We start from the raw sequence: 580 nt of genomic DNA, 5'->3' as shown, positions 1-580 counted from the left end.
CGGTAACACCCGAAGCCGGTGGCCTAACCGCAAGGAAGGAGCTGTCTAAGGTGGGACTGATGATTGGGGTGAAGTCGTAACAAGGTATCCCTACGGGAACGTGGGGATGGATCACCTCCTTTCTAGGGAGAGAAAGTTGTGCTTTCTTGTTTGGTTTTGAATGTCTTAGACATTCAAGAGGACATTGAAAACTGGATAGTAGTAAAAAAAATTGCGAAAACGATAAAGAAGAGATTAGACATTTAAAAGAAAAAAGGTCTAGTACGAAAAGTCGAAAGTAACTAAGATTTTACAGCAAGTGTAAACGAAAAAAAGTTCAAGCAAGCAAACCTAGAAGGTAAAGCAAGAAAGGGCGTATGGGGAATGCCTAGGCACACTCCGGCGAAGAAGGACGCAGCAAACAGCGAAATGCGACGGGAAGCGGTAAGCACGCAAAGATCCGTCGATATCCGAATGGGGGAACCCGCATGGAGTCAAATCCATGGATCACATGTTGAATACATAGACATGATGAGGCGAGACGCAGGGAACTGAAACATCTAAGTACCTGCAGGAAGAGAAAATAAGAATGATTTTCTGA

Annotated in this window: 2 rRNA genes (1 of these 2 cut by a window edge); both read left to right on the top strand. The window is 44.3% G+C overall.

Going from position 1 to position 580, the window contains the following annotated elements:
• A 16S ribosomal RNA gene (locus DWX59_RS28415) occupies positions 1-122 on the top strand; its annotated part reaches 617 nt to the left of the window's first position; the annotation flags it as partial.
• A gap of 214 nt (positions 123-336) precedes the next feature.
• Positions 337-580: ribosomal RNA gene (locus DWX59_RS28410) — 23S ribosomal RNA — on the top strand; the annotation flags it as partial.

Source organism: Enterocloster aldenensis (assembly GCF_003434055.1).
GTDB classification, from domain to species: Bacteria; Bacillota; Clostridia; order Lachnospirales; family Lachnospiraceae; genus Enterocloster; species Enterocloster aldenensis.
This window is presented reverse-complemented; position numbering and strand designations above follow the sequence as displayed.